Genomic DNA, 19,510 nt, shown 5'->3' on the forward strand with positions numbered 1-19,510 from the left:
CCTTGAAAACCACTACGCTGCCCCAAGGTGCACCGCAGCTTTACAAGCCGCTTCGAACAGAAAAGTGATGAACGCAGACGACACCAAGATCGAACCCACGCTGGACGGCGCTCCCGGCCCCGCCGACATCTCGCCCGAGGAATCCGAGGCCGCCGCGGCGGCCAACGAGGCCGACCTGGCCGCCTCCCTCTCCGAACTGGAGAGCCTGCGCAACAAGAACGCCGAGCTGACCGAGCAGTACCTGCGCGCCCAGGCCGAGGTGCAGAACACCCGCCGCCGCGCCGACGACGAGATGGCCAAGGCGCGCAAGTTCGCCGTCGAGAGCTTCGCAGAAAGCCTGCTGCCGGTGGCCGACAGCCTGGAGGCCGGGCTGGCCATCAAGGAGGGCACGCCCGAGCAGATCCGCGAAGGCGCCGAAGCCACGCTGCGCCAGCTCAAGTCCGCGCTGGAGCGCAACAAGGTGCTGGAGATCAATCCGGCCGCCGGCACGAAATTCGACCCCCACCAGCACCAGGCGATCTCGATGGTGCCGGCGCCGGGCCAGGAGGCGAACACCGTGGTCGCCGTCCTGCAGAAGGGCTACCTGATTGCCGAGCGCGTGCTTCGCCCCGCGCTGGTGACCGTGGCCGCGCCGCAGTGAGCCCTTGAAACGGCGAGAGTTATCCACAAGTCAGCACAGTGAACCGGGCGGACCGTCCGGGCGACAAGACAGGAGAGAAGAGAAATGGGCAAGATCATCGGCATCGACCTGGGCACCACCAACTCGTGCGTGTCCATCATGGAGGGCAACACGCCCAAAGTGATCGAGAACAGCGAAGGCGCGCGCACCACGCCTTCCATCGTGGCCTACCAAGAGGACGGCGAGATCCTCGTGGGCGCCTCGGCCAAGCGCCAGGCGGTCACCAACCCGAAGAACACGCTGTACGCGGTCAAGCGGCTGATCGGCCGCAAGTTCGAGGAGAAGGAAGTCCAGAAGGACATCCACCTCATGCCCTACCAGATCACGCGCGCCGACAACGGCGACGCCTGGGTGGAAGTGCGCGGCAAGAAGCTGGCCCCGCCCCAGGTCAGCGCCGAGGTGCTGCGCAAGATGAAGAAGACGGCCGAGGACTACCTGGGCGAGCCGGTCACGGAAGCCGTGATCACGGTGCCCGCGTACTTCAACGACGCCCAGCGCCAGGCCACCAAGGACGCCGGCCGCATCGCCGGCCTGGAAGTCAAGCGGATCATCAACGAGCCGACGGCGGCTGCGCTCGCGTTCGGCCTGGACAAGCAGGAAAAGGGCGACCGCAAGATCGCCGTGTACGACCTGGGCGGCGGCACGTTCGACATCTCCATCATCGAGATCGCCGACGTCGAGGGCGAGAAGCAGTTCGAGGTGCTGTCCACCAACGGCGACACGTTCCTGGGCGGCGAGGACTTCGACCAGCGCATCATCGACTACATCATCGCGGAGTTCAAAAAGGAGCAGGGCGTCGACCTGTCCAAGGACGTCCTCGCGCTGCAGCGCCTGAAGGAAGCGGCCGAGAAGGCCAAGATCGAGCTGTCCAACAGCTCGCAGACCGACATCAACCTGCCGTACATCACGGCCGACGCCAGCGGTCCCAAGCACCTGAACATCAAGCTCACCCGCGCCAAGCTGGAAAGCCTGGTGGAGGAGCTGATCGAGCGCACCATCGCGCCCTGCCGCACGGCGATCAAGGACGCCGGCGTGGCGATCGGCGACATCCACGACGTGATCCTGGTCGGCGGCATGACGCGCATGCCCAAGGTGCAGGAGAAGGTGAAGGAGCTGTTCGGCAAGGAGCCGCGCAAGGACGTCAACCCCGATGAAGCCGTCGCCGTGGGCGCGGCCATCCAGGGCCAGGTGCTGGGCGGCGACCGCAAGGACGTGCTGCTGCTGGACGTCACCCCGCTGTCGCTGGGCATCGAGACCCTGGGCGGCGTGATGACCAAGATGATCGCCAAGAACACGACCATCCCGACCAAGTTCGCGCAGACCTTCTCCACCGCCGACGACAACCAGCCGGCGGTGACGATCAAGGTCTACCAGGGCGAGCGCGAGATGGCCGTCGGCAACAAGCTGCTGGGCGAGTTCAACCTCGAAGGCATCCCGCCGGCGCCGCGCGGCCTGCCGCAGATCGAGGTCACCTTCGACATCGACGCCAACGGCATCCTGCACGTGAGCGCCCGCGACAAGGGCACCGGCAAGGAGAACAAGATCACCATCAAGGCGAACTCGGGCCTGTCCGAGGACGAGATCCAGAAGATGGTGAAGGACGCCGAGCTGAACGCCGCCGAGGACAAGAAGAAGCTCGAGCTGGTGCAGGCGCGCAACCAGGGCGAGGCGCTGGTGCACTCGGTGCGCAAGAGCCTGGGCGAATACGGCGACAAGCTCGAAGGCGGCGAGAAGGAAAAGATCGAAGCCGCGATGAAGGAAGTCGAGGAAGCGCTCAAGGGCGAGGACAAGGCGCGCATCGAGGAAAAGACCAACGCGCTGATGACCGCCAGCCAGAAGCTGGGCGAGAAGATGTACGCCGACATGCAGGCGTCCCAGGCTGCGCAGGCGGCGGGCGGCGCGGCCCCCGGCGGCGGTGAACCCGAAGCCGGCGCGGCCAAGCCGGCCAACGACGACAACGTCGTCGACGCGGAAGTCAAAGAGGTGAAGAAGGGCTGATCGCGGCGCCGAGCCCGACGAGCGTGCGCCGCGTTGGTGAAGAGCCAACGCGGCGTTCGCGCTGAAAAAAACACGAGAGACGATGGCCACGAAACGCGACTACTACGACGTCCTGGGGGTGCCCAAGAACGCCTCCGAGGACGAGATCAAGAAGGCTTATCGCAAGCTCGCGATGAAGTACCACCCCGACCGCAACCAGGGGGATGCGGCCCGGGAGGCGGAGGCCAAGTTCAAGGAGGCCAAGGAGGCGTACGAGATGCTCTCGGACGCCGACAAGCGCACTGCGTACGACCAGTACGGCCATGCGGGGGTCGATCCCAACATGCGCGGCGCGGGCGCCGGCCCGGAGGGCTTCGGCGGTTTCGCCGAGGCGTTCGGCGACATCTTCGGCGACATCTTCGGCCAGGGCCGCGCCGGAGCCGGCGGCGCGCGCGGCGGCCGCCAGGTCTATCGCGGCAACGACCTGTCGTACGCGATGGAGGTTTCGCTGGAGGAAGCGGCCAGCGGCAAGGAAGCGCAGATCCGCATCCCGACCTGGGACCCGTGCGACACCTGCCACGGCAGCGGCGCCAAGCCCGGCACCCAGGCCAAGGCCTGCGGCACCTGCCACGGCGCGGGCGTGGTGCAGATGCGCCAGGGCTTCTTTTCGGTGCAGCAGACCTGCCCCACCTGCCGCGGCCAGGGCAAGATCATTCCCGAGCCCTGCCCCACCTGCCACGGCCAGGGCAAGGTGAAGAAGCAGAAGACGCTGGAAGTGAAGATCCCCGCCGGCATCGACGACGGCATGCGCATCCGAAGCGCGGGCAACGGCGAGCCGGGCCACAACGGCGGCCCGCCGGGCGACCTGTACATCGAGATCCGGCTGAAGAAGCACCCGATCTTCGAGCGCGACGGCGACGACCTGCACTGCGTGGTGCCGATCTCGTTCACCCGGGCGGCCCTCGGCGGCGAGATCGAGGTGCCAACGCTGCAGGGCAAGGCGGCCATCGACATCCCCGAGGGCACCCAGGCCGGCAAGCAGTTCCGCCTGCGCGGCAAGGGCATCAAGGGCGTGCGTTCCAGCTACCCCGGCGACCTCTACTGCCACATCAGCGTCGAGACGCCGGTCAAGCTGACGGAGCACCAGCGCAAGCTGCTCAAGGAGCTGGACGAAGCCCTTCGCAAGGGCGGGCCCAAGCACTCGCCCAGCGAGGAAAGCTGGTCCGACAAATTGAAGAACTTCTTCAGCGCCTGACCGGCCCAGGCAGGCGAAAGCGCTAAGTTGCCGGTGCGCCGTGGGCGCCCGGCAACGTTTTGTTGCGGGCTGTGCGCGCAACGCGACAGTTCAATTGGCTTGGCGCAGTTGTCAATCCACAATTGCGTCAATGTCGCTCAAGCTGTTTCGCTCGACGGGCTTCCATTCCATCCTCACCCCGGGGGAGGCGCGCCTCGCGCTTCACCCGGGCTGGGCGGTGGCCATGGTCGCCGGCTGGGCGGGCGTTGCGTGCAACGCGTGGCTGTGGCAGGCGCTGATCGGCTCCGGGCCCTTCGTGGCCGCCGTGGCGGCCACCATCGGTATCGCCGGCGCGGTGGGTTTCTTCCTCAGCGTGTTCGGCTGGCGGCGTACCTTCAAGCCCGCCGCGACTCTGGCTCTTCTGGGGTGCGCGCTCCTTTCGGCCGGCGTGTGGACCCAGGGCATCCCTCCGTCTTCGCTGGTGGACGACAGCACCCGCCTGTCCGCCCTGCTCCCGGCCTGGGCTTCCCTGTTCCGCTGGCAGGTGCCGACGCTGCTGGTGCTCCTGGGCGTGCTGCCCGTCCTGTGGCTGTGGAACACGCAGCTGCGCCGCCTGTCCGGGCCCGCCCAGCTGCGGTCGAACCTGGCGGGCGTCTTCCTCTGGTTCTTCGTGGCGTCGGTCGGCTTTTCGCTGCTGGCCCGCCTGGCGCCCGGCGCCTGATCAGAACAGCCGGCCCTGGCCGGCGGGTGATGGCGGGCGGAACAGCGTCGTGTCCATCTCCACCCTCTCCCGGTTGAACCCCAGCCTCGTCGCCGCCTTGCGGAATCGCTGTCCGATCAGCTCCGCCCAGGGGCCGCTGCCCTTCATGCGCGTGGCGAAGTCGGCGTCGTAGTCCTTGCCGCCGCGCATGTCCTGCACACGGGCCATGACGCGATCGGCCCGCTGCGGGAAGTGCATCTGCAGCCATTGCCGGAACAGCGGGCTCACCTCCCAGGGCAGCCGGAGCACGTGATAGAAGGCGCTGCGCGCGCCCGCCTCCCAGGCCGCCTCCAGCACCTGCTCCATGTCCTCCGTCAGGAACGGGATCTGCGGCGCCAGGCTCACGCCGCACGGCACGCCCGCTTCCGCCAGCGTGCGCAGCAGGCGAAGCCGCCGGTGCGGCGCTGCGGCGCGCGGCTCCAGCTTGCGCGTGAGCTCGGGGTCCAGCGTGGTGATCGTCACGTAGATCGCCGCCAGTTTCTTGTGGGCCATGGGCGCGATCAGGTCGAGGTCGCGCTCCACGCCGGCGGACTTGGTGACCAGCGAGAAAGCGTGGTCCGTTTCGTGCAGCACTTCGATGACCGACCGCGTCAGGCGCAGCTCGCGCTCGACCGGCTGGTAGCAATCGGTCGCGGTGCCGATGGCGATCATCTTCGGCTCGTAGTTGCGCCGCGAGATTTCACGCCGCAGCACGTCGGCCACGCCCCGCTTCGCGATGATCCGCGTCTCGAAGTCGAGCCCCGGCGACATGTTCAGGTAGCTGTGCGTCGGCCGCGCGTAGCAGTAGATGCAGCCGTGCTCGCAGCCGCGGTAGGGGTTCAGAGACCGTTCGAAGTACACGTCGGGTGAGTCCACGTCGCCGATCACGCTGCGCGGGTCTTCCCAGATCACCTCGGTCCTGGGCGGCCATGCGGCATCCGCCGGTTCGCCTTCCCAGCCGTCGTCGAACGCCTCGCGCGCGTCGCGCTCGAACCGGTGCGGAAAGCGCGTCGCGGTGCCGCGGCCCTTGATCGCCTCGATGGGGATGCTCGTACTGCTCATGGCTGTATTTTCATCCAGTACTTTGCGGGCGTCGACCCCTCGCCGTTGCTGGAATTTCAGTAATTACTGAAAATTCAAGCAGTACGCGGCACAATGGAGCCATGCCGCTGCAAGACCACCTCCCGCCGCTCTCGCGCGAGTTCGTCTCCCACTTCGGTGAGATGGGCAGCCGCTGGGGCATCAACCGCACCGTCGGGCAGATCTACGCGCTGATCTTCATTTCGCAGCGTGCGCTGAACGCCGACGAGATCGCAGAAGCGCTGGAGTTCTCACGCTCCAACGTCAGCATGGGTTTGAAGGAACTCCAGTCCTGGCGCCTGGTGCGGCTGAAGCACCAGCCGGGCGACCGGCGCGAGTACTTCGAGGCGCCGGGCGATGTCTGGGAGATCTTCCGCGTGCTGGCCGAGGAGCGCCGCCGGCGCGAGATCGAACCGACGCTTTCGATGCTGCGCGCCGCGCTGATGCAGCAGCCGGTGAACGACGCCGACCGCTATGCGCAGGAGCGCATGCGCCAGATGCACGAGCTGATCGACCGGTTGATGACCTGGTTCGACGACGTGCAGAAGCTCGCGCCCGAGACGGCGCTGCAGCTCATGGGGATGGGCGCCAGGGTGACCCGGGTGCTCGAATTCAAGGACCGGATGACGGGCAAGGCCGCCTCGTCGCGAAAGGAATGACAACGATGGACGCCCTCGTGCTCTCGCGCATCCAGTTCGCCGCGAACATCAGCTTCCACATCCTCTTTCCCACCATCAACATCGCGCTGGGCTGGTTCCTCGTCTACTTCCGCCTGCGCGGCAACCTGGCGCGCGGCCACCAGGATGCACGGTACTGGGAGGAGGCCTACTACCTCTGGACCAAGGTTTTCGCCCTGAGCTTCGCGCTGGGCGTCGTGTCGGGCATCACCATGAGCTTCCAGTTCGGCACCAACTGGCCCGGCTTCATGGAGAAGGCCGGCAACATCGCCGGGCCGCTGCTCGGTTACGAGGTGCTCACCGCCTTCTTCTTGGAGGCCACCTTCCTCGGGATCATGCTGTTCGGCCGCAGCCGCGTGTCGGACCGGGTGCACCTGTTCGCTTCCCTGATGGTGGCGGCCGGCACCACGCTCTCGGCGTTCTGGATCCTGAGCCTGAACTCGTGGATGCAGACGCCGGTTGGCTACCGCATCGAAGACGGCGTGATGTACGCCGACAGCTGGCTGCAGATCGTCTTCAATCCCTCGTTCCCGTACCGGCTCGCGCACAAGCTGCTGGCCTCCACGATCACCGCGTCGTTCCTCATCGCCGGGTTATCCGCGTACCAGTACCTGACCAAGGCGAACAACGGCGGATCGCTCAAGGCGATGCGCACCGCGATCACGGTGGCCGCCGTCGCCGTGCCGCTGCAGATCGTCGCCGGCGACCTCCATGGCCTGAACACGCTGGAGCACCAGCCGGCCAAGATCGCCGCCCTCGAAGGACTGTGGAAGACCGAGAAAAGCGCGCCGCTCACGCTGTTCGGAATCCCCAACGAAGCCGAACGCCGCACGGACTACGCCATCAAGCTGCCCGGCTTCGCCAGCCTGATCCTGGCGCACGACTGGAACGCGGAGCTCAAGGGCCTGGACCAGTTCGAGGGCCGGCACCCGCCGGTCGCGCCGGTCTTCTGGAGCTTCCGCGTGATGGTCGGCATGGGCGTGCTGATGCTCCTTGCCTCGTGGTGGGCGTTCTGGACGCAGTGGCGCGGCCGCGCGTTCCAGGACCGGCAACCGTTTTCGCGGATGCAGCTGCGCGTGCTGGCCGGCATGACCTTCTCGGGCTGGATCGCGACGCTGGCGGGCTGGTACGTCACCGAGATCGGCCGCCAGCCCTTCATCGTCTATGGCGTGCTGCGCACCGCGGATATGGTGGCGGACCATCCGCCGGGCCTGGTGCTGATCACGCTCGTGAGCTACCTCGCGGTGTATGCGTTCCTGCTCGCGGCCTATGTGCTGGTGCTGATGTACATGAGCCGCCACCCCGCGATGCCCACGCCCGACGCACCGCAAAGCCCCAAGCCCGGCATGGCGATCGGCGGGCCCGCCTGAGGAGAAAAGAACCATGGATCTGAACTGGACCTCGCTCCTGCCCCTCGTGTTCATGGCCGTGATGGGCCTGTCACTGCTCGCCTACGTGGTGCTGGACGGCTACGACCTCGGCGTCGGCATCCTGCTGCCTTTCGCGACCGACGCCGAGAAGGACATCATGGTGTCCAGCATCGGGCCATTCTGGGATGCGAACGAGACGTGGCTCGTGCTGGGCGTCGGCGTGCTGCTGGTCGCCTTTCCCCGCGCGCACAGCCTGGTGCTGACCAACCTGTACCTGCCCGTCGCCGTGATGCTGGTCGGATTGATCCTGCGCGGCGTGTCGTTCGACTTCCGGGTGAAGGCGCGCGCGGCGCGCAAGGGCATGTGGAACGCGCTGTTCGCGGCGGGCTCGCTGATGGCCGCCACGGCCCAGGGCTGGATGCTGGGCAGTTATCTCACCGGCTTTGACCGCGCGCCGCTGTCGCTCGCCTTCTCGCTCATGATCGCGCTGACGCTGCCGACCGCTTACGCGATGCTGGGCGCGGGCTGGCTGATCATGAAGACCTGGGACGAGCTGCAGGCCAAGGCCGTTCGCTGGGCGCGCCGGGTGCTCTGGCCGATGGGACTCGCGCTCGTGGGCATCTCGCTGGCTACACCCCTTGTCAGCCGCACGGTGTTCGACAAGTGGTTCTCGATGCCGGAGCTGATCGGCCTGCTGCCGATCCCCGTGGCTTGCGCCGCCGCCTTCTACGCCGCGTGGCACGTGTCACGCAAGCCGAACGTGGTGGCGGCGGGCTACGGCTGGGTGATCTTCGCCTCCACCGTGCTGCTGTTCGTGATGGCCTTCCTCGGCCTCGCCTACAGCATCTACCCGTACATCGTGATCGATCGCATGACGGTGTGGGAGGCGGCGAGCGCGCACGATTCCCTGGTGGTGATCTTCGTCGGCGTGGCGATCACGCTGCCTGCGATCGTGGTCTACACGATCTTCATGTACCGGGTGTTCTGGGGGCGGGCTAGCGAGTTGAGTTACGGCGCCGCGAAATAAGCCTTCAGAGGCCGAGGCGCCGCCGGGCGTCGTGGTACTCGCGCTTGAGCTTCTCGACGAACTCCGCCGCGCTGCTCACGTCCTGGACCGCGGCGATGCCCTGGCCGCAGCCCCAGATGTCCTTCCAGGCCTTCTTGGCGCTCTCGCCGCCGCCGAAGTTCATCTTGGTGGGGTCGCTCTCCGGCAGGTTGTCCGGGTCGAGCCCGGCGTTGCGGATCGAGGGCTTGAGGTAGTTGCCGTGCACGCCCGTGAACAGGTTGGAGTACACGATGTCGTCGCTCGTGCCCTCGACGATGGCCTGCTTGTAGGCATCGGATGCGCGGGCCTCGTGGGTCGCGATGAAGGCCGACCCGATGTAGGCGAAGTCGGCGCCCATGGCCTGCGCCGCCAGCACCGCGCCGCCGTTGGCGATCGCACCCGAGAGCGCCAGCGGGCCGTCGAACCACTCGCGGATCTCCTGCACCAGCGCGAACGGGCTCTTGATGCCCGCGTGCCCGCCGGCGCCCGCGGCGACCGCGATCAAGCCATCGGCGCCCTTGTCGATCGCCTTGCGCGCGAAGGTGTTGTTGATGATGTCGTGCAGCACGATCCCGCCGTAGGAATGGATCGCGTCGTTGACGTCGGTCCGCGCGCCCAGGGAGGTGATGATCACCGGCACCTGGTACTTGACCACCATCTCCATGTCGTGATCCAGCCGGTCGTTGCTGCGGTGGACGATCTGGTTGATGGCAAAAGGCGCCGCGGGCCGCTCGGGGTTGGCGCGGTTGTACGCGGCGAGCGTCTCGGTGATCTCGGCCAGCCATTCGTCCAGCTGCGACGCGGGCCGCGCATTGAGCGCCGGCATCGAGCCGACGATGCCGGCCTTGCACTGCTCGATCACGAGCCGGGGATTGCTGACGATGAACAGCGGCGAGCCGATGACCGGTAGCTCGAGGTTGCGAAGGGCGGGCGGAAGCTTGGACAAGAAAAGGTTCCTTTTTTGTTTTCAGAACGCTTCGATCGCGAGGCTGGTGACGCTCTCCGCGCCTTCGACGATGCTGTCGCGGATGCCCGGCGCGCGCGCCAGGATGTGGTCGGCGTAGAAGCGCGCGGTCGTGATCTTGGCCTGCATGAAGGCGGTGTCCTCGCCCTTGGCGGCCAGGTCCTCCGCCGCGAGCAGCGAGCGCGCTAGCTGCCAGCCCGCCACCAGGTTGCCGGCCAGCATCAGGTAGGGCACGGAGCCCGCGAAGGCCGCGTTCGGGCTGGCCTTCGTCTGAGAGGCTATGAAGTCCACCACGTCCAGGAAAGCCTTGCGAGCAGCGCTCAGGCGCCGCAGCACCGCGCGGGCCGCCACCGTGTCGCGACGGGCAAGCTCGCCTTCGGTCTTCTCGATCTGCGCGGCGACGGCCCGGGCGGTCTGGCCGCCGTCGCGCGCCGTCTTGCGGCCGACCAGGTCATTCGCCTGGATGGCCGTCGTGCCTTCGTAGATGGTCAGGATCTTGGCGTCGCGGTAGTACTGCGCCGCGCCGGTCTCCTCGATGAAGCCCATGCCGCCGTGCACCTGCACGCCCAGCGAGGTCACCTCCAGGCTCATCTCGGTGCTGTAGCCCTTCACCAGCGGCACCATGAACTCGTAGAAGGCCTGGTTCTGCTTGCGCACCTGCGCATCGGGATGGTGGTGGGAGGCGTCGTAGGCGGCGGCGGCCACCGTGGCCATCGCGCGGCAGCCTTCGGTGAACGCGCGCATCGTCATCAGCATGCGCTTGACGTCGGGGTGGTGGATGATGGGCGCGCTGCTGTTCATCGAGCCGTCCACCGGCCGCGACTGGACTCGCTCCTTCGCGTACGTCACGGCCTTCTGGTACGCGCGCTCGGCGATCGCGATGCCCTGCACACCGACGGCGTAGCGGGCTGCGTTCATCATGATGAACATGTACTCGAGGCCGCGGTTCTCCTGGCCGACGAGGTAACCGACGGCGCCGCCTCGGTCGCCGTACTGGAGCACCGCCGTCGGCGAGGCCTTGATGCCCAGCTTGTGCTCGATGCTCACGCAGTGCACGTCGTTGCGCGCGCCCAGCGAACCGTCCTTGCCGACCAGGAACTTGGGCACGACGAACAGGCTGATGCCCTTCACGCCCTCCGGCGCGCCGGTCACGCGTGCGAGCACGAGGTGCACGATGTTGCCGGCCATGTCGTGCTCGCCGTACGTGATGAAGATCTTGGTGCCGAAGATCTTGTAGCTGCCGTCGGGCTGCGGCTCGGCGCGGGTGCGCACCAGGGCCAGGTCGCTGCCGGCCTGCGGCTCGGTGAGGTTCATGGTGCCGGTCCACTCGCCGCTCACCAGTTTCTCGAGGTAGGTGGCCTTGAGTTCATCGGAGCCCGCGGTCAGCAGCGCTTCGATCGCACCGTCGGTCAGCAGCGGACAGAGCGCGAAGCTGAGGTTCGCCGAATTCAGCATCTCGCCGCACGCGGCGCCGATGGTCTTGGGCAACCCCTGGCCGCCGAACGGGCCGGGGTGCTGCAGGCCCTGCCAGCCGCCCTCGATGTACTGGCGGTAGGCCTCCTTGAAGCCGGGCGTGGTCGAAACCTCGCCGTTGTTCCAGCTCGAGGGGTTCCTGTCGCCGGGCACGTTGAGCGGCGCGACCACCTCCTCGTTGAACCGCGCACATTCTTCGAGCACCGCCTGCGCGGTGTCGAAGCCCGCTTCCTCGAAGCCGGGCAGCTTCGCGATCTCGTCGATGCCAGCCAGGTGGCGGATGTCGAAGAGCATGTCTTTGACGGGGGCGCGGTACGTCACGGGAGTCTCCTTCAACCAAGGACAAGGCACCCGCAGGGCGCCTTGTTTTCTTCTGGAGCGAAGCGCTTACAGAGCTTTGACGAGCTCCGGCACCGCCGTGAACAGGTCCGCCTCGAGCCCGTAGTCGGCGACGCTGAAGATCGGCGCCTCGGGATCCTTGTTGATCGCGACGATCACCTTGGAGTCCTTCATGCCCGCCAGGTGCTGGATGGCGCCCGAGATGCCGCAGGCGACATACAGCTGCGGCGCGACGATCTTGCCGGTCTGGCCCACCTGCCAGTCGTTGGGGGCGTAGCCCGCATCGACGGCGGCGCGGCTGGCGCCGAGCGCGGCGCCCAGCTTGTCGGCCAGCGGCGTCATCACCTCGTTGAACTTCTCCGCCGAACCCAGCGCGCGGCCGCCCGAGACGATCACCTTCGCGGCGGTGAGCTCGGGGCGGTCGCTCTTGGCGATCTCCTGGCCGACGAAGCTGCTCTTGCCGCTGTCGCCGACGGCCGTGACGGTCTCGACCGCCGCGCTGCCGCCGGTGCCTGCCGCGGGATCGAAGCCGGTGGTGCGGACCGTGATCACCTTCACCTTGTCCGCGCTCTGCACGATGGCGATGGCGTTGCCGGCGTAGATGGGGCGCTCGAAGGTGTCGGGGCTGTCGACCTTGCTGATGTCGCTGATCTGCGCGACGTCCAGCTTGGCGGCGACACGCGGGGCGATGTTCTTGCCGCTGGCGGTGGCGGGGAACAGGATGTGGCTGTAGTTCGTGGCGATGGCCAGCACCTGGGCGGCCATGTTCTCGGCCAGGCCGTGGGCGAAGTGCTCGCCCTCGGCGTGCAGCACCTTGCTGACGCCGGCGATCTGCGCAGCCTGTTTGGCCGCTTCGGCGGCGTTGTGGCCCGCCACCAGCACGTGGACGTCGCCGCCGCAGGCCGCGGCCGCGGTGACGGTGTTGAGCGTCGCGCCCCTGATGTGCGCGTTGTCGTGTTCGGCGATTACCAGAGCCGTCATGTCAGATCACCTTCGCTTCAGTCTTGAGTTTCTGCACGAGCGTGGCCACGTCCGGCACCTTCACGCCGGCGCTGCGCTTGGGCGGCTCGGTGACCTTCAGGGTCTTCAGCCGCGGCTTGACGTCCACGCCCAGGTCCTCGGGCTTGACGATGTCCAGCTGCTTCTTCTTGGCCTTCATGATGTTGGGCAGCGTCACGTAGCGCGGCTCGTTCAGGCGCAGGTCGGTGGTGACCACCGCGGGCAGCGTGATGGAGATGGTTTCCAGGCCGCCGTCGACCTCGCGAGTCACCTTGGCCTTGCCCCCCTCGACCTCGACCTTGGAGGCGAAGGTGGCCTGCGGCAGGTCGGCCAGCGCGGCCAGCATCTGGCCGGTCTGGTTGGCGTCGTCGTCGATCGCCTGCTTGCCCAGGATCACCAGGCCGGGCTGCTCCTTGTCGACCAGCGCCTTGAGCAGCTTGGCCACGGCCAGCGGCTGCAGCTCTTCGTCGGTCTGGACCAGGATGGCGCGGTCGGCGCCGATGGCCATGGCCGTGCGCAGGGTCTCCTGGCACTGCTGCACGCCGCAGGAGACGGCGATCACCTCGGTGGCCACCCCCTTCTCCTTGAGCCGGACCGCCTCCTCGACCGCGATCTCGTCGAACGGGTTCATGCTCATCTTGACGTTGGCGATGTCCACGCCCGTGTTGTCCGACTTCACGCGGACCTTCACGTTGTAGTCCACCACCCGCTTGACCGGGACGAGAACCTTCATCAGGGGCTCCTAAGGGAATTGACGTTTACGTAAAGCCGAAGATTCTAGGCCGGGGTCCGGCGCTGAACTCGACCAAAAAAGAACGATCGTTCGATTTTGGATTATAGGTAAGAGGGAGACCGTTTCTCGAAGCGCTGACCGGGAGACTGTCGGTGCCGCGACAGTTGAAGGCGGCGTACGGCATGGACTCGGGGAAAGTCAGGACCGTTGCGCTGTCCCGCGACGCTTACATTGGCCTCCAGCCAAAGAAGGAGTCCCTCCCATGAAACGCATCCTGTTCCCGGCCGCCGCCCTCGCCACCGCCTTCGCTTGCGCGCCCGCGGCCGCGCAGACCGTGCTCACGCTCTCCACCTGGGTGCCGCCCACGCATGCGCTGAGCATGGCGCAGGTGGAATGGTGCGAGCTGGTCGCCAAGAACGCCAACGGAAAGATCCGCTGCAACGTGCTGCCGCGCGCCGTCGCCGCGCCGCCCGGCACGCTGGACGCGGTGCGCAACGGCCTGGCCGACGTGTCCTTCACCGTGCACGGCTACACACCGGGCCGGTTCGTCGTGACCCAGTTGGCCGAGTTCCCCTTCCTGGGCGATTCGGCCGAGGTGATGTCGGTGGCGTTCAACAAGGTCGCTTCCAGGCACCCCGCCTTCGCCGACGAGCACAAGGGCATCAAGGTCCTGGCCTACTTCACCCACGGCCCCGGCATCGTGTTCAACACCAAGCGGCCGGTGACCAGGATGGAGGACCTGCAAGGCCTGAAGTGGCGCGTGGGCGGCGGCATGGTCAACGAGATCGCCAAGACGCTGGACATGAACGTCACGCTCAAGCCCGCGCCGGAGTCCTACGAGCTGCTCACCGGCGGCGTGATGGACGGCACGCTGTTCCCCGCCGAGTCGATCGAGTCGTTCCGCATCGACAAGGTGATCAAGCACGCCACCACCTTCCCGGGCGGCCTGTACAACACCAGCTTCGTCTTCATGATGAACCAGGACAAGTACAACAAGCTGTCGGCCGACGAGAAGAAGGCGGTCGACGCCGCTTCCGGCGAGGTGGCAGCGCGCATCATCGGCCGCCACTGGGACAAGGTGGACCGCCGCGCCTTCGGCCTGATGCAGGCCAACAACGTGCAGGTCGTCAAGGCGGATGCCAAGTTCGTCGCCGACATCAAGAAGCGCACTTCGGCGCTCGAGGAGAAGTGGGCCAAGGACGCGCAGGCCAAGGGCCTGAAGGACCCCGCCAAGGTGCTGGCCGAGTTCCGCTCCGAGATCGAGAAGGCGTCCAAGTAAGCCGGCGCTGCGCTCCCGAAGGCGGCACCTTCCCCAGGTGCCGCTCTCGTTTTGTGCAGGTGCCAGGCCGCCGGCGCGCCCGAAGGAACACAAGATGAAAAGAACCCTCGAGCTGCTGTGCGGGCTGCTGTCCGGCGGCGCGCTGTTCGCGATCATGGCCCTCACGTTCTTCGACGTGCTGGGCCGCAAGTTCCTCTCCAATTCCATCCCCGGCTCTCTGGAGATCACCGAACTGCTGATGGTGGTGGTGATCTTCGGGGCACTGCCGCTGGTGTCCGAGCGCGGCGAGCACGTCGAATTCGATTCGCTCGACCCGTACCTGCCCTGGGGAGTGCGCCGCGTGCAGGCGTTCGTCGTGCACCTGCTGTGCGGGGCCGTGCTGCTGGCCCTGGGCTGGCTGATGTGGCGCACCGGCAGCCAGTTCCTCGAGACGGGCGAGACCACCGCGCAGCTGCTGATCCTGAAGGCGCCCTTCATCTACGGCATGGCCGTGCTGTGCGCGGCCACGGGCATCGTGCACCTGTTCATGATGGGCAAGGTGCCGTCCGAGCGCGCCGAAGGCGAAGGGGTCGCGCTGTGACGGAAGCGCTGCTCGGCTTCGCCGCCATCTTCGCGCTGGCGATCATCCGGGTGCCGCTGGCGTTCGCGATGGGCCTGGTCGGCTTCATCGGCATGGGCGTCACGCGTGGCTGGCAGCCGGCCCTGGCCAGCGCGTCCCAGGTCGTCTACGAGACGGGTTTCGCCTACACGCTCTCGGTGATCCCGCTCTTCATCCTGATGGGCAACTTCGTGGCGCGCGCGGGCCTGGCGCACGAGCTGTTCCAGGCCGCCTACGCCTTCATCGGCCACGTGCGCGGGGGGCTGGCGCATGCCACCGTGGCGGCCTGCGCCGGTTTCGGCGCGATCTGCGGCTCTTCCATCGCGACGGCGGCCACCATGAGCCGCGTCGCCTATCCGTCGATGCGCAAGCTGGGCTACAGCGACGAGCTGTCCACCGGCGTCATGGCGGCGGGCGGCACGCTGGGCATCATGATCCCGCCGTCGACCATCATGGTGATCTACGGGATCATCACGCAGACCAACATCGGCAAGCTGTTCGCGGCCGGCATCCTGCCCGGCCTCCTCACCGCGCTGCTGCTGATGGGCGCGATCGCCTTCATCACCTCGCGCGACCCCGAGCACGCGCCCCCGGGAGAGCGCGCGACCTGGTCGCAACGCTGGAGCGCGCTGCGCGGCATCTGGGGCGTCGCGGTGCTGGTGGTGGTGGTGCTCGGCGGCATCTACGGCGGCTTCTTCACGGCCACCGAGGGTGCCGGCTTCGGCGCGTTCGGCGCCTTCCTCTTCGCGCTGCTGCGCGGCCGCCTCACCTGGGCGGTGTTGTTCCAGGTGCTGGTGGAGTCGGCCCGCACCACGGCGATGCTCTTCACGCTGCTGATCGCCGCGACCATCTTCGCCAACTTCGTGAACTTCACGACGCTGCCGGGGGACCTGAAGGACTGGATCACGCAGATGGGCCTGTCGCCCACCATGGTGGTGGTCTCGATGATGGCGATCTACGTGGTGCTGGGCACGGTGATGGAGGAGCTGACGATGGTGCTGCTGACCATCCCGCTGTTCTTCCCCATCGTCACCAGCCTCGGCTTCGATCCGGTCTGGTTCGGCGTGCTGATCGTGATGATCGTCCAGATCGGGCTCATCTCGCCCCCGGTGGGCATGAACCTGTTCGTCCTGAACTCGCTCCTGCCCAGCGTCGGGCTGGGCAGCATCTTCCGGGGGTGCTGGCCGTTCGTGCTCGTGATGGTGGTGATGCTGGGCGTGCTGATCGCCTTCCCGCAGATCAGCTTATGGCTTCCTTCGTTCGTTCGGTGACCTGCTGCAGGTGCACCACCCGCTGCGGATAGGGGATGTCGATCCCCGCCGCGCGCAGGCTGCGCAGCACGGCCAGGTTCACGTCCGACTTCACGTTCAGCTGCCCGTTGCCCGGGTCGGCGATCCAGAACAGCAGGCTGAACTCCAGGCCGTCGGCGCCGAACTTCACCAGCCGCGCCGAGGGGGCTGGATCCTTCAGCACGCGGCTCGTGCCCGCGGCGGCGGCCACCAGGAGCCGCTGCACCTGGTCGACGTCGGCGTCGTAGGCCACGGCCACGTCCGTCGTCAGCAGCATCTTGGGATCGGCCAGCGAGAGGTTCTCGATGCGCTCGGTGATCAGCTTCTCGTTCGGCACGATCGACTCGCGGCCGTTCGCGGCCCGGATCAGCGTGTAGCGCGTCTTGATGTCCAGCACCTCGCCCTCGAAGCCGTCTACGCGCACCATGTCGCCGATGCGCAGGCTGCGCTCGAACAGGATGACGAAGCCGCTGACGTAGTTGGCGGCCAGCTTCTGCAGGCCGAAACCGATGCCCACGCCCAGCGCGCCCCCGAGCACCGACAAGGCCGTGAGGTCCACGCCCACGGCAGACAGCGCGAACAGGAAGCCGACCACCAGCAGCGCCGCGCGGATGACGTTGGCCGCCACCTTGCGCAGCGACAGGTCGTGCACGGCCTGCCGCAGCACCTGGCGTTCCAGCACGGCCGAGATCCACAGCGCGGCCACGAGCACGAGGCCCGCCGAGAGCGTGCCTTCCACGATGGTCAGCAGGCTGATGCGCGACTTGCCCAGCAGGAACCGGATGCTGTCCATCTCGGCGCGCAGGGCCGGCAGCACGCCGACCACCCACAGCACCGTCACGAACCACGCGACCCAGGAGAACGAACGCTCGACCCGCCGGGCCAGCCGCGACGTGGGGAAGGCCACGGTGAACACGCGCGCGATGAACCGGATGCCGGCCAGCGACATCAGGATGGGAATCGCCAGCCGCAGCAGGGCGACCGTCTGGCGGCCCTGCATCAGCTTGTACGACGCGTAGACGAGCGCCAGGGCGATCAGCGGGAACAGCAGGCCGTCGACGACGATGCGGCCGAGCCAGACCGACTCGGAGCCCCTGCGCCGCCCCGCGGCCCAGCAGATGCCGAACGCGACGGCCAGACAGGCCAGCAGGATGCCGATTTCCGCGGGCATGCCCGGGTGGTCCAGCTCCTGGACCAGTCTTTCCAATGGACTCATCGTTCTTATCGCCGCCACGCTTGCGGCTGCGTCGTTGGGATCAATTCCACTTCGGCTTGCGCTTCTCCGTGAACGCGGTCACGCCCTCTTGCGCACAGCCCTCCATCATGTTCACCGCCATGGTCTGCGAGGCGAGCTGGTAGGCCGCCTCGATGCCCAGCTCGCGCTGGCGGTAGAACAGTTCCTTGCCCATGGCCAGCGCCTGTCGCGGCTTGGCCAGGATGCTGGCGACCAGGGATTCGATCTCCTCGTCCAGCCGCTCCGGCGGGGCGACGCGGTTCACCAGCCCGCGCTGGCGCGCCTGCTCGGCATCGATGAAGTCGCCGGTGACCAGCATCTCCATCGCCTGCTTGGGCGCCATGTTGCGCAGCAGCGGCACGCTGGGCGTGGAGCAGAACAGGCCGAAGTTGACGCCGCTGACCGCGAACTTCGCTTCGGTGGACGCCACCGCCAGATCGCATTGGGCGACGAGCTGGCAGCCCGCCGCGGTGGCGATGCCCTGCACGCGGGCGATCACGGGCAGCGGCAGCTTCTGGATCGTCAGCATCATCCGGCTGCATTGGGAGAACAGCTGCTGGTAGTAGGCCAGCTCGGGCCGGGCGATCATTTCCTTGAGGTTGTGGCCGGGGCAGAAGGCCTTGCCGGCCGCCGCGATGACCACCACCCGCGCCGACGCATCGTCGGCCACCCGGTCCAGCGCCGACTGCAGCGCGGCGAGCATCTCCTCGCTCAGCGCATTGAAGTTGCCGGGCCGGTTCATCGTCAGCGTGACCACGCCGCGCGCGTCGCGGCTGTGGAGGACGGGTTCGGTCGATTCGCTCATCGCGTTCTCCTGCGGGCGGCTCGTCACAGGTCGGCCAGCACGCGCACGTGCGCCTCCACGCTGCGCCCCAGCGCGTCGAGGTTGTAGCCGCCTTCCAGGCTCGAGACGATGCGCCCGCGCGCATGCCGGCGGGCGATGTCCTTGATGCGGCCGGTGATCCAGGCGTAGTCCTGCTCGGTCAGCCCGAGCTGGCCCAGGTCGTCGTCGCGGTGCGCGTCGAAGCCCGCGCTGATGAAGACCATCTCCGGCTTGAAAGCCTCCAGCCGCGGGATCCAGTGGGACTCGATCAGCTCGCGGATCTCCATGCCGCGCGTGTACGCGGGCACCGGCAGGTTGAGCATGTTGTCCGCGGCGGGCCGATCGCCCGAGTACGGATAGAAAGGGTGCTGGAAGAACCCCACCATCAGCACGCGCGGGTCGCCGGCCAGGATGTCCTCGGTGCCGTTGCCGTGGTGCACGTCGAAGTCGACCACCGCGACCCGCTTCAGGCGATGCCGCTCCAGCGCGTAGCGTGCGGCCACGGCCACGTTGTTGAAGAAGCAGAAGCCCATCGCGCGGTTGCGGCAGGCGTGATGGCCCGGCGGCCGCACGCAGCAGAAGGCGTTCTCCAGTTCGCCGGCCATGATCGCGTCGGTGGCGGCGAGCGCCGCGCCGGCCGCATGCAGCGCCGCGTCCCAGGTGTGGGAGTTGATCGCGGTGTCCGGATCGATCGCGGCGTAGGCGGGCCCGCCGGCGGCGATGCTTTCCTGCAACTCCTCGCGCAGGCCCCTCAGGGCCGCCACATGCAGCCGGTCGTGCGCGAGTTCGAGGTCGGCGAGGGAGGCTTGCGGCGCCTGCCGGCGGTCGAGTGCGTCGGCCACACCGGTGACGAGCAGGCGATCGTCGATGGCGTCGAGGCGTTCCGGACATTCCGGGTGGCCCGGGCCCATCTCGTGTTTGCGACACGCTGGATGGCTGAAATACCCGGTCTTGTTCGCACTCATGGGTTGACGCCGG

At 67.5% G+C, this 19,510-nt stretch carries 18 protein-coding genes; 10 read left to right on the forward strand and 8 right to left on the reverse strand.

Translation table 11 applies throughout. The annotated features are described in order from the left end of the window. The first annotated feature begins 67 nt into the window (after positions 1–67). The 4 genes from grpE to EZ313_RS13595 all read left to right on the forward strand — a co-directional run bounded on the left by grpE (position 68) and on the right by EZ313_RS13595 (position 4,611). A complete protein-coding gene (grpE, locus tag EZ313_RS13580; protein WP_135263826.1) occupies positions 68–640 on the forward strand; it encodes a nucleotide exchange factor GrpE in 573 nt (190 codons plus the stop codon). A gap of 84 nt (positions 641–724) precedes the next feature. Further along, entirely contained in the window at positions 725–2,677 is a 1,953-nt protein-coding gene (dnaK, locus tag EZ313_RS13585; RefSeq protein ID WP_135263827.1) for a molecular chaperone DnaK, read from the forward strand. Positions 2,678–2,759: 82 nt separating this feature from the next. Beyond that, positions 2,760–3,911 carry a molecular chaperone DnaJ gene (dnaJ, locus tag EZ313_RS13590; protein ID WP_135263828.1) on the forward strand — a complete coding sequence of 384 codons (1,152 nt, stop codon included), beginning with the start codon at positions 2,760–2,762 and terminating at the stop codon, positions 3,909–3,911. 130 nt (positions 3,912–4,041) lie between these two features. Next, complete coding sequence (locus EZ313_RS13595; RefSeq protein ID WP_135263829.1) at positions 4,042–4,611, forward strand: hypothetical protein; 570 nt, start codon at positions 4,042–4,044, stop codon at positions 4,609–4,611. Here the strand turns inward: EZ313_RS13595 and EZ313_RS13600 are convergent, their stop codons facing one another. After that, positions 4,612–5,691 (reverse strand): PA0069 family radical SAM protein, encoded by a 1,080-nt coding sequence (locus tag EZ313_RS13600; protein ID WP_135263830.1) that lies wholly within the window; start codon positions 5,689–5,691, stop codon positions 4,612–4,614. A 101-nt stretch (positions 5,692–5,792) separates the two neighbouring features. Here EZ313_RS13600 and EZ313_RS13605 point away from each other — a divergent pair, with 101 nt between their 5' ends. Genes EZ313_RS13605 through EZ313_RS13615 form a run of 3 tightly spaced genes read left to right on the forward strand, consistent with a single transcriptional unit; the run spans position 5,793 to position 8,783 of the window. Beyond that, on the forward strand, positions 5,793–6,368 hold the full coding sequence (locus EZ313_RS13605; protein WP_135263831.1) for a GbsR/MarR family transcriptional regulator: 576 nt from the start codon (positions 5,793–5,795) through the stop codon (positions 6,366–6,368). A 5-nt stretch (positions 6,369–6,373) separates the two neighbouring features. Continuing rightward, positions 6,374–7,756 (forward strand): cytochrome ubiquinol oxidase subunit I, encoded by a 1,383-nt coding sequence (locus tag EZ313_RS13610; protein ID WP_135263832.1) that lies wholly within the window; start codon positions 6,374–6,376, stop codon positions 7,754–7,756. Between the two features lie 13 nt (positions 7,757–7,769). After that, positions 7,770–8,783, forward strand: a complete 1,014-nt coding sequence (locus EZ313_RS13615) for a cytochrome d ubiquinol oxidase subunit II (RefSeq protein ID WP_135263833.1) — start codon at positions 7,770–7,772, stop codon at positions 8,781–8,783. Positions 8,784–8,787: 4 nt separating this feature from the next. On the opposite strand, the gene EZ313_RS13620 is transcribed toward EZ313_RS13615, so the two are convergent. The 4 genes from EZ313_RS13620 to EZ313_RS13635 all read right to left on the reverse strand — a co-directional run bounded on the left by EZ313_RS13620 (position 8,788) and on the right by EZ313_RS13635 (position 13,309). Beyond that, positions 8,788–9,747 (reverse strand): NAD(P)H-dependent flavin oxidoreductase, encoded by a 960-nt coding sequence (locus EZ313_RS13620; RefSeq protein WP_135263834.1) that lies wholly within the window; start codon positions 9,745–9,747, stop codon positions 8,788–8,790. Between the two features lie 21 nt (positions 9,748–9,768). After that, positions 9,769–11,559: an acyl-CoA dehydrogenase gene (locus EZ313_RS13625; protein ID WP_135263835.1), complete on the reverse strand. Its 1,791-nt coding sequence runs from the start codon at positions 11,557–11,559 to the stop codon at positions 9,769–9,771. Positions 11,560–11,625: 66 nt separating this feature from the next. Beyond that, positions 11,626–12,558: an electron transfer flavoprotein subunit alpha/FixB family protein gene (locus EZ313_RS13630; protein ID WP_135263836.1), complete on the reverse strand. Its 933-nt coding sequence runs from the start codon at positions 12,556–12,558 to the stop codon at positions 11,626–11,628. 1 nt (position 12,559) lies between these two features. Beyond that, entirely contained in the window at positions 12,560–13,309 is a 750-nt protein-coding gene (locus EZ313_RS13635; RefSeq protein ID WP_135263837.1) for an electron transfer flavoprotein subunit beta/FixA family protein, read from the reverse strand. A 262-nt stretch (positions 13,310–13,571) separates the two neighbouring features. Here EZ313_RS13635 and EZ313_RS13640 point away from each other — a divergent pair, with 262 nt between their 5' ends. The 3 genes from EZ313_RS13640 to EZ313_RS13650 all read left to right on the forward strand — a co-directional run bounded on the left by EZ313_RS13640 (position 13,572) and on the right by EZ313_RS13650 (position 16,457). Next, positions 13,572–14,588 carry a TRAP transporter substrate-binding protein gene (locus tag EZ313_RS13640; protein WP_135263838.1) on the forward strand — a complete coding sequence of 339 codons (1,017 nt, stop codon included), beginning with the start codon at positions 13,572–13,574 and terminating at the stop codon, positions 14,586–14,588. 94 nt (positions 14,589–14,682) lie between these two features. Further along, a complete protein-coding gene (locus EZ313_RS13645) occupies positions 14,683–15,168 on the forward strand; it encodes a TRAP transporter small permease (RefSeq protein ID WP_135263839.1) in 486 nt (161 codons plus the stop codon). Beyond that, complete coding sequence (locus tag EZ313_RS13650; protein WP_135263840.1) at positions 15,165–16,457, forward strand: TRAP transporter large permease; 1,293 nt, start codon at positions 15,165–15,167, stop codon at positions 16,455–16,457. Before EZ313_RS13645 ends, EZ313_RS13650 begins: the two co-directional genes overlap by 4 nt. Here EZ313_RS13650 and EZ313_RS13655 read toward each other — a convergent pair. The 3 genes from EZ313_RS13655 to EZ313_RS13665 are packed head-to-tail and all read right to left on the reverse strand — an operon-like array spanning position 16,426 to position 19,497. Next, positions 16,426–17,691 (reverse strand): mechanosensitive ion channel family protein, encoded by a 1,266-nt coding sequence (locus EZ313_RS13655; RefSeq protein WP_135263841.1) that lies wholly within the window; start codon positions 17,689–17,691, stop codon positions 16,426–16,428. The two genes, EZ313_RS13650 and EZ313_RS13655, sit on opposite strands and share 32 nt — an antisense overlap. A 40-nt stretch (positions 17,692–17,731) precedes the next feature. Beyond that, positions 17,732–18,514, reverse strand: coding sequence for an enoyl-CoA hydratase (locus EZ313_RS13660; RefSeq protein ID WP_135263842.1), 783 nt, complete (start codon positions 18,512–18,514; stop codon positions 17,732–17,734). A 23-nt stretch (positions 18,515–18,537) separates the two neighbouring features. Then, positions 18,538–19,497, reverse strand: coding sequence for a histone deacetylase family protein (locus EZ313_RS13665; protein WP_135263843.1), 960 nt, complete (start codon positions 19,495–19,497; stop codon positions 18,538–18,540). Positions 19,498–19,510 lie beyond the last annotated feature (13 nt).

Origin of the sequence: Ramlibacter henchirensis, assembly GCF_004682015.1 — a bacterium.
Taxonomy (GTDB): Bacteria; Pseudomonadota; Gammaproteobacteria; order Burkholderiales; family Burkholderiaceae_C; genus Ramlibacter; species Ramlibacter henchirensis.

Excerpts from the sequence above, each read along its gene's own strand:
- dnaK (WP_135263827.1), top strand. The coding sequence starts at position 725 with ATGGGCAAGATCATCGGCATCGACCTGGGCACCACCAACTCGTGCGTG.
- EZ313_RS13660 (WP_135263842.1), bottom strand. The coding sequence starts at position 18,514 with ATGAGCGAATCGACCGAACCCGTCCTCCACAGCCGCGACGCGCGCGGC.
- EZ313_RS13645 (WP_135263839.1), top strand. The coding sequence starts at position 14,683 with ATGAAAAGAACCCTCGAGCTGCTGTGCGGGCTGCTGTCCGGCGGCGCG.
- grpE (WP_135263826.1), top strand. The coding sequence starts at position 68 with ATGAACGCAGACGACACCAAGATCGAACCCACGCTGGACGGCGCTCCC.
- EZ313_RS13610 (WP_135263832.1), top strand. The coding sequence starts at position 6,374 with ATGGACGCCCTCGTGCTCTCGCGCATCCAGTTCGCCGCGAACATCAGC.
- EZ313_RS13595 (WP_135263829.1), top strand. The coding sequence starts at position 4,042 with ATGTCGCTCAAGCTGTTTCGCTCGACGGGCTTCCATTCCATCCTCACC.
- EZ313_RS13665 (WP_135263843.1), bottom strand. The coding sequence starts at position 19,497 with ATGAGTGCGAACAAGACCGGGTATTTCAGCCATCCAGCGTGTCGCAAA.
- EZ313_RS13600 (WP_135263830.1), bottom strand. The coding sequence starts at position 5,691 with ATGAGCAGTACGAGCATCCCCATCGAGGCGATCAAGGGCCGCGGCACC.
- EZ313_RS13655 (WP_135263841.1), bottom strand. The coding sequence starts at position 17,691 with ATGAGTCCATTGGAAAGACTGGTCCAGGAGCTGGACCACCCGGGCATG.
- EZ313_RS13615 (WP_135263833.1), top strand. The coding sequence starts at position 7,770 with ATGGATCTGAACTGGACCTCGCTCCTGCCCCTCGTGTTCATGGCCGTG.
- EZ313_RS13635 (WP_135263837.1), bottom strand. The coding sequence starts at position 13,309 with ATGAAGGTTCTCGTCCCGGTCAAGCGGGTGGTGGACTACAACGTGAAG.
- EZ313_RS13605 (WP_135263831.1), top strand. The coding sequence starts at position 5,793 with ATGCCGCTGCAAGACCACCTCCCGCCGCTCTCGCGCGAGTTCGTCTCC.
- EZ313_RS13640 (WP_135263838.1), top strand. The coding sequence starts at position 13,572 with ATGAAACGCATCCTGTTCCCGGCCGCCGCCCTCGCCACCGCCTTCGCT.
- dnaJ (WP_135263828.1), top strand. The coding sequence starts at position 2,760 with ATGGCCACGAAACGCGACTACTACGACGTCCTGGGGGTGCCCAAGAAC.
- EZ313_RS13630 (WP_135263836.1), bottom strand. The coding sequence starts at position 12,558 with ATGACGGCTCTGGTAATCGCCGAACACGACAACGCGCACATCAGGGGC.